Annotated in this window: 6 protein-coding genes and 1 pseudogene; 2 read left to right on the forward strand and 5 right to left on the reverse strand. The window is 74.9% G+C overall.

The annotated features are described in order from the left end of the window. Nucleotides 1-3: 3 nt before the first annotated feature. A complete protein-coding gene (locus IH00_RS0124195; RefSeq protein WP_031076982.1) occupies nt 4-1239 on the forward strand; it encodes a styrene monooxygenase/indole monooxygenase family protein in 1236 nt (411 codons plus the stop codon). Between the two features lie 98 nt (nt 1240-1337). On the opposite strand, the gene IH00_RS0124200 is transcribed toward IH00_RS0124195, so the two are convergent. The 5 genes from IH00_RS0124200 to IH00_RS0124220 form a co-directional block, all read right to left on the reverse strand. Next, nucleotides 1338-2555, reverse strand: a complete 1218-nt coding sequence (locus IH00_RS0124200; RefSeq protein WP_031076983.1) for a C40 family peptidase — start codon at nt 2553-2555, stop codon at nt 1338-1340. Nucleotides 2556-2631: 76 nt separating this feature from the next. Beyond that, nucleotides 2632-5118 (reverse strand): outer membrane protein assembly factor BamB family protein, encoded by a 2487-nt coding sequence (locus tag IH00_RS0124205; protein WP_052411599.1) that lies wholly within the window; start codon nt 5116-5118, stop codon nt 2632-2634. Between the two features lie 37 nt (nt 5119-5155). Continuing rightward, nucleotides 5156-5428, reverse strand: coding sequence for a hypothetical protein (locus IH00_RS0124210; RefSeq protein WP_031076988.1), 273 nt, complete (start codon nt 5426-5428; stop codon nt 5156-5158). Between the two features lie 10 nt (nt 5429-5438). Beyond that, nucleotides 5439-6161 (reverse strand): TetR/AcrR family transcriptional regulator, encoded by a 723-nt coding sequence (locus tag IH00_RS0124215; RefSeq protein ID WP_031076990.1) that lies wholly within the window; start codon nt 6159-6161, stop codon nt 5439-5441. A gap of 38 nt (nt 6162-6199) precedes the next feature. Then, on the reverse strand, nt 6200-7135 hold the full coding sequence (locus IH00_RS0124220; protein WP_031076992.1) for an AurF N-oxygenase family protein: 936 nt from the start codon (nt 7133-7135) through the stop codon (nt 6200-6202). A gap of 160 nt (nt 7136-7295) precedes the next feature. Between IH00_RS0124220 and IH00_RS39570 the strand changes: the two are divergent. Continuing rightward, nucleotides 7296-7590 (forward strand): annotated as a pseudogene (locus tag IH00_RS39570) (aminobenzoate oxygenase); the annotation flags it as partial.

Genomic DNA, 7590 nt, shown 5'->3' on the forward strand with positions numbered 1-7590 from the left:
CCGATGCGGAAGATACTCATCGTCGGAGCCGGTCAGTCCGGTCTCCAGCTGGCCCTCGGACTCCAGGCGCAGGGGTACGAGGTCACCCTGATGTCCAACCGCACGGCGGACGAGATCCGGGCGGGCCGGGTCATGTCCACGCAGTGCATGTTCCACACGGCGCTCCAGCACGAGCGGGACCTCGGGATCAACTTCTGGGAGTCCCAGGCCCCGCGGATCGAGGGGCTCGGCGTGTCCGTCGCCGCCCCGGACGCCTCCCGCGCCATCGACTGGGTGGGCAGGCTGGACGGGTACGCCCAGTCCGTGGACCAGCGGGTGAAGATGGCCGGCTGGATGGAGACGTTCGCCCAGCGCGGCGGCCAGCTCGTCATCCACGGCGCGGCCGTCTCCGACCTCGACTACTTCTCGCGCACGTACGACCTGGTGCTGGTCTCGGCCGGCAAGGGCGAGCTGGTCTCGATGTTCGAACGGGACGCGGAGCGCTCCCCGTACGCCGAGCCGCAGCGGGCGCTGGCGGTCGCCTACGTCCACGGGCTCGGCCCGCGCCCGGAGCACCCCGAGTTCGACGCCGTGCGGTGCAACCTGGTGCCGGGGGTCGGCGAGCTGTTCGTGATGCCCACGCTCACCACCTCCGGGCGCGCCGACATTCTTTTCTGGGAGGGCGTTCCGGGCGGACCGCTGGACGTCTTCCAGGGCGTGAAGGACCCGCGTGAGCACCTCGCTCTCACGCTGGAGCTGATGGAGAAGTTCCTGCCGTGGGAGTACGCGCGGGCGACCCGCGTGGAGCTGACCGACGCCAACGGCACGCTGTCGGGCCGGTACGCGCCCACCGTGCGCAAGCCGATCGGCCGGCTGCCGGGCGGCGGACTGGTCCTCGGCGTCGCGGACGTCGTCGTGGCCAACGACCCGATCACGGGCCAGGGCTCCAACTCGGCCTCCAAGTGCGCCGCGGCCTATCTCGACTCGATCGTCTCGCACGGCGACCGGCCCTTCGACGAGGCGTGGATGCAGCGGACGTTCGACCGCTACTGGGACACGGCGCGGCACGTCACCAAGTGGACCAACGCCATGCTGGCCCCTCCGCCGGAGCACGTCCTGAACCTCATCGGCGCGGCGGGCGGCCTGCCGGAGGTGGCGAACCGTTTCGCGAACGGCTTCAACGACCCGTCGGACTTCGAGAACTTCTTCTACGACCCCGAGAAGACCGGCGCCTACCTGGCCTCGGTCACCGGAGCCTGACGACCGGCAGTCCGGCCGGGTGCTGACCGGTCTCATCGCCGTGACCGATCACCGGAGGGACCACGCCGCCGCGGCGTGGTCCCTCCGGCGTTGCGGCGTCACGGTGCGTCGTACCCCGTGTCCGGGCCCGCCGAGGCGGTCGGTGCCAGGCGCGGCGGGGTGTACGTGCGCAGCGGGCGGGCCTCCGGGTCCGGGCGGACCGCGCCCAGCAGGGGGTTCGCGGCGAGCGGGGAGACCTTGACGCGGGCGCCCGGGCGCGGGGCCTGGATCACCAGGCCGTCGCCCAGGTAGATCGCCACGTGCGTGGCCCCGGGGAAGTACACGACCAGGTCGCCGGGGCGCAGCGCGCGCAGCGGCACCTTCGGGAGCGTGCGCCACTGTTCCTGGCTGGTGCGCGGGATCGTGCGCCCCGCCCGCGCCCAGGCGCGCGAGGTGAGGCCGGAGCAGTCGAAGGACTCCGGGCCCTCCGCGCCCCACTCGTACGGCTTGCCGATCTGTTCGGCGGCGTACTCCAGCGCCTCGTCGCCCTCCTCCGACGGTGTCCGGGCACCGTCCAGCCCTCCCCCGGCGAGCAGCTCGCGCTGGGCGTCGGCCGTCTGCGACTCCTCCAGCGCCGAGACCTCCGCGGCCTCCTCCTCCGACATCGAGGCGAGCATCTCCTCGATCTCCTTCAGCCGCGCCTGGGCCTCGTCGCGCGCCGCGCGCCGCAGCTCGGTGAGCGTCTGCTCCCGGTCCAGCGCCCGGCGCGACTGCGTCGCCAGCGCGTCCGCCCGCCGCTCCCCGCGCTCCAGCCGGGCCACCGCCGACGCCTGTTCGCGCGCCGCGCGCCGCACCAGGCGGGCCTGGTCCAGCGCGTGGTGGGGGTCGCGTCCCAGCAGCAGCCGCAGCGCCGAGGAGAGCTCCGTCCGCCCCTGGTACTGCGCCCGCGCGAGCCGCCCCACGTCGGCCCGGCTGCGGGCCAGATCGCCGCGGACCCGCGTCAGGTCCCCGGTCAGCCTCTTCGTCTCGGCGGTGTGCGCCTTCAGCGCCTCCTCGGCGGCGTTGTACGCCTCGCTCGCCTCCTCCGCCTCCCGGTACAGCGTCCGCAGCCGGGAGAGCAGTTCGGCGACGGCCGGCCGGTCCGGCAGCGACCCGCCGGCCGGTCCGGACGTACCGGCTCCGGACTCGCCCGGTCCGGGTTCGCCGGGTACGGGTTCGCCGGGTACGGGTTCGCCGGGTACGGGCTCGTCCGGCACGGGCTCGGCCGCGACCGGCAGGGCGCCGGCGAGCACCAGCACCGCCGCCGTGCACGCCATGCGCAGCAGCTTTCCTGACACACCATCACCTCCGCCCGTCATCCTGCGGCGGCAATGGTGCGAAAAGCGGACTACTGGGCGGTTCGGGGCACCGTGTTCACCCGACAGGCAGCGCGTAGAAGGTCCGGTCCCGCCGCACCACCACGGTCCGCGGTCCGGCGGCCAGTGCCGTGTACGGCGCGAACGTCTCCGTGCCGCCCGGCCCCTGGACGCCCGCGTCCTGGAACTTCCACAGCCGTCGCCCGTCCGCCGCCCCGAACGCCGTGACCTGCGTCCCGTCCGCCGCCAGCACCACCCGGCCGCCCGCGCCGACGGTCACCTGCGGCGCCTTGGGGCGCGGCGGCGCCTCCGTCCCGCGCTGCCAGCGCGGCCTGCCGGTCGCCGGGTCCACGGCGTACACCGTCTGGGAGCGGTTCGCGACGTAGAGGGTGGTGTCGTGCAGCGCGCCGCCCCCGAAGACGAACGGCGGCGCCCCGGCGACCGCCGCCGCGCCCTCCAGCCGCCACAGCAGCGCGCGGCTGCGCGTGTCGTACGCGTGCAGCTCGTCACCGACCGGGACGAACAGCCGTCCGGAGGCGTCCCCCACCGCCGGTGCGGTCGGCAGCGCGGTCCCGAACGGCCGGAACCACTGGCGCTTGCCGACGACCCGGTCGTACGAGGTGAAGACCGCCAGCCCCTTGGCCGCCTTGCGCTGGGCCGGGGTGACCGATTCCGGGTCCTGCCGGACGACGACGCCGTCCGGGCGCACGGCGACCACCGCGTACACGGGGGTGTGGGGGGGACGGCCGGCCGGCACGGGCGCCCGCCACAGCTCCTTGCGGCGCACGGCGTCGTACGCGACGAGGTGGGTGGCCGCCCCGGCGGTGGCGGTGAACCAGACGGCGGTCCCCGCCTGCCCGGCGACGGAGGACACCGTGAGGCCGCCCGGCCCGTGCGGTGCCCGGTGCGCGACCGTGCCGTCCTTGGGCGAGAGCCACTGGAACTCCGTGGCCGTGACGACGAGGAGCAGGTCGTCCCCGGCGGGGAGGGCGGCTGCCGCGGAGGCGGAGCCGGTGGCCCGCCACAGCCGCCTTCCCGTGGTGAGGTCCACCGCCGTGGTGTGGGCGTCGGAGGTGAGGACCAGGGTGCGCTCGCGCCACACGGTGGCGTTGAGGACACCTCGCGGGGTGGCCTCGTGCGTGTACGCCCAGCGCGGCTCGGGCGGCAGTCCGGGCACGGCGGGGCGCCGGCGGGCCGCGGGCTTCGGGGCGGGGCGCTCCTCACCACCGGACGCGAAGGCGACGACGCCGCCCCCGAGGACCGCTCCGGCGAGCCCGGCGCCGGCCCCGGTGAACAGGGCGCGCCGGGAGACGGGGGCGGTGGCTCGCGACGCCGCTGCCGGGGCCTGGGCGGGAGCAGGCGCGGGGGCCGCGGGCGGGGTGGGCGGCACGGGCGGGGCCGGCGGCCGCGCCGCGACGAGCTCGGTGGTGACACGGTCACCGGGGGTGCGCTGCGGCCCCGTCCGTCCCACGCGCATGGTCCGGGCGTCCAGCCCGTCGCCCGGGGCGGCTCCGGGCGCCTCCGCCGGCGCGGGCGGGAGAGCGGGTGCCGCGGCCGGGGAATGCTGCCCGGGGCGGGGACCCGGGTCCGGGACGCGGTCCTCCGGAACCCGGTCGGCCGGGGCCTTCAGCCACGCCGTCCTGGAATCGCGCTCCCCGATCGCCGTCACCACGCGGTCCGGCAGCCAGCCGGGACGGGCCAGGGACGCGGCGCCCTCCAGGGCGAGGGCCGTCGCCACGCGCGAGGCGGTGGGACGGGCACCGGGCGCCTTGGCCAGGCACTCGGCGATCACCGGGCGCAGCGCCTCCGGAACCGCCGTCAGGTCCGGTTCGGCGGTGGCGATGTCCGAGGCGTCCGGCAGCGGGGCCGTGCCGGTCGCCGCGTAGGCCAGGAGCAGGCCCAGGACGAAGACGTCCGCCGACGGACCCGGTTCCTCGCCCGCCGCCTGCTCGGGCGTGAGGTAGCCGAGCCGGACCGACAGCTGCCCGCCGGGGCGCGCCTCCGCGGCCGCCGCCGCGCCCAGTGCGCCGAACGCGGTCAGCCGCGGCCCGTCCGCGGCCAGCAGCACCGTGTCGGGCGCGAGGCCGTGCAGGACGGTGCCGGTGGCGTGGACCCGCGACAGGCTCTCGGCGAGGCCCGCGCCCAGGACCCGCACCGTCTTCTCCGGCAGCGGTCCGGCCAGGGCCACCGCCTCGCCGAGGGTGAGCGCCGGGACGTAGGCGGTGGCCGTCCAGAGCCCCGGACCCTCGCCGTCACCGGCCGCGTCGCCCTCGCCGATGCCCAGCGGCTGCGGCACCCAGCGGCCCGCCAGCAGCTCGGCCAGCCGGTACTCGGCCACGAACCGGCGGCGGAAGGCGGGGAGTCCGGCGAGCTCGGGCCGCGGGACGGTCACGACGGCCCGCGCGCCGTCGCCGTCCCGCGCCACGTACTGCACGGCGCCGGCCGACTCGCGGAACCGCGCGAGGACCGTGTACGGGCCGACCCGGCCCGGGTCCCCGGCGGACGGCGGCGGCGCGGACGGCGACAGCGACGGCGACGGCTCCATGCGGAAGCTCCCCCCTGGTGGCACGACTCCGGCGATCCTATTGCCCGCGGGGCCCGGACCACGGCCACTTGAGCTCGCGCCGCTCGCGGCCCCCGGGCGCGTACTCGTACTTCCAGCCCCGCTGGAGCCCCAGCCGCCTGGTGTACCCGGAGGGGACGCGGCGGTAGGCGTGCACGGTCGGCGGGCCGCCGTCGTCCGCGGGGACGGGGACCACGTACCACTTGGGCGGATGGCCGGTGAGGCCGGTCAGCACCGGCAGGACCCGGCCGTCCAGCGGGCCGCCGTAGAAGGGGGTGTTCTCGCTTCGCACGCAGCAAGTGTCACAGGAGGTGCGCGGCGTCGCTCACCACGGGGACGACGCGGCGCGCCAGCGTGCCCACCGGACCCTGCGCCGTCTCCTGCTCCAGCAGCGCCGCCACCGCTCCCGCGGTCTGCTCGTCGGTCGCGGCCGTCGCCGTCAGCAGCGCCACGAGGTGGTCGACCAGCCAGGAGCGCAGCTCCGCGGCGGGCGGCCGCTTCTCCTCGTCCAGCCAGATGAGCGACGCCGCCTCGACCGCCGCGATCCAGGTGCGCACCATCATCCGCAGCCGCGGGCCGGGGTCCGGTACGCCCAGGTGCAGCAGGATCTGCTCGGCCGCGGCCCGCCGCACCTCGTCCACGATGGCGGTCGTACGGGACGTCTCGGCGACGCTGCCGCCCTGGAGCAGGGCGCTGAACCCGGCGTCGTGCTCGTCGACGAAGGCGAGGTAGCGGTCGAGGACCCGGGCGAGCCGCTCGGTCGGTGGCCCCGCGGCCGGCTCGGCGAAGCACAGCTCCAGCTCGTCGGCGGCCGAGCGCAGGGCGGCCTCGTACAACTCCTGCTTGCCGCCGGGGAAGTACCGGTAGACCAGCGGCCGCGAGACACCGGCCGCCTCGGCGACGTCGTCCAGCGAGACCTCCTCCGGCGCCCGGTGCGCGAAGAGCGAGAGGGACACGCCGAGGAGCTGGGTGCGGCGCTCCTCGACACTGAGCCGTCGGTACGCGGGCGTCGCGGCACTGGTCATGTCCGCAGCGTAGCTCCGTCCCCCGTACACGGCGGGGCTCAGGCCAGAAGCCCGGAGCTCTTCCACAGCTTCCGGCCAGGGCCGCGCAGCACGCCGATGTCGTCGAAGAAGTCGGTCAGCCGGCGGGCGCCCGACTGCATGACCTCGCGCCGGTGACCGCTCGCCCTGACCTGCGCCACGGCCTCGCGGCGGTCCAGGCCGACGTTCTCGTACACCTGGGGGTTGACGAAGCAGACCGAGAAGACGCGGGCCGCCTCGCCGCAGCTGAGCCGGGTGAACTCCTGCTCCCAGCGCGGGGCGGTCACCATCTGGCGGCGCAACTCCTCGCGGGCGTAGCGGACGTGGCGGGCCTCCTCGACGACGTGGATGCGGGTCACGCCGCGCACCAGCGTCTGGACGCGCTCGTCGGGGAAGGTCAGGCGCTGCATCCAGTCGAGGATCTCCTCGCCGAGCAGCGTCGCGGCGAAGGAACCGGGCGTGGTCGAGACGGTCTTCAGGACGCGGGCGAGGTTGTGGTAGAGCCGCGGTACCGGGTAGGCCGGCGCGCCACCCTTCTGGATCATCCGGGCGAACATCATCGAGTGGCGGCACTCGTCGGCTATCTCGGTGAGGGCGTACCGGACGTGGTTGCTGGTGACGGACTTGTCGTAGATGTGCCGCACCAGCAGCTGCATCAGGATGATCTCGAACCAGATGCCGAGGGAGGCGAGGGAGGCCGCCTCGTGGCGGGCCAGGTCCATGCGCTGCTCCTCGGACATCTTCCGCCACAGCGGGGTGTCGTAGAGCGACACCAGCTCCGGCGGCCAGAACCACTTGCCCTCCTCCAGGGGGGCGTCCCAGTCGAGTTCCTTGTCCGGGTCGAAGGAGTGCTTGGCGGACGACTCGAGCAGGCGCTCGGCGACCTGCTCGCGGTCCCGGAGCGGGCCGAGCGCGTCCCGGAGGAGTCGTATGTCGCGTCCGGTCACGGTGGTCATGGTGGAGGGCACCTCGCGCGGTTGGGGTTACTGGGGGTCATCCCTTATAAGACTGCCTGTCAGCAAGGTCGTCAATCCCTCGTGCGCGACTTGTTGACCCGGCGTCTACCAACGTGTGAGCCTGCCGACTACCGCCAGCGCACTGGGGAAGGAGCCGTCCGTGTCGACGCGAGACCTCTACGCCAACGACCCGGGAGACGCGATATGGCAGGTGCCGGCCGCCGGCACCGCCCGCTTCAGCTGGGAGTACGACGAAGGCCGCGACCGCCTCCTCGCCCTGTACCAGAAGGGCAAGGACAAGCAGTGGGACGGCACCCGGCGCATCGACTGGGACCTGGAGGTCGACCCGTACGACCCGCTCGGCACACCGGACGAGGCACTGACCCTCCACCACACCCGCCACTGGGCGAAGATGACCGAAAAGGACAAGGCCGAGCTGCGCCGGCACTACGCCT

The sequence above is a fragment of the Streptomyces sp. NRRL S-118 genome, assembly GCF_000716335.1.
Classification (GTDB): Bacteria; Actinomycetota; Actinomycetes; order Streptomycetales; family Streptomycetaceae; genus Streptomyces.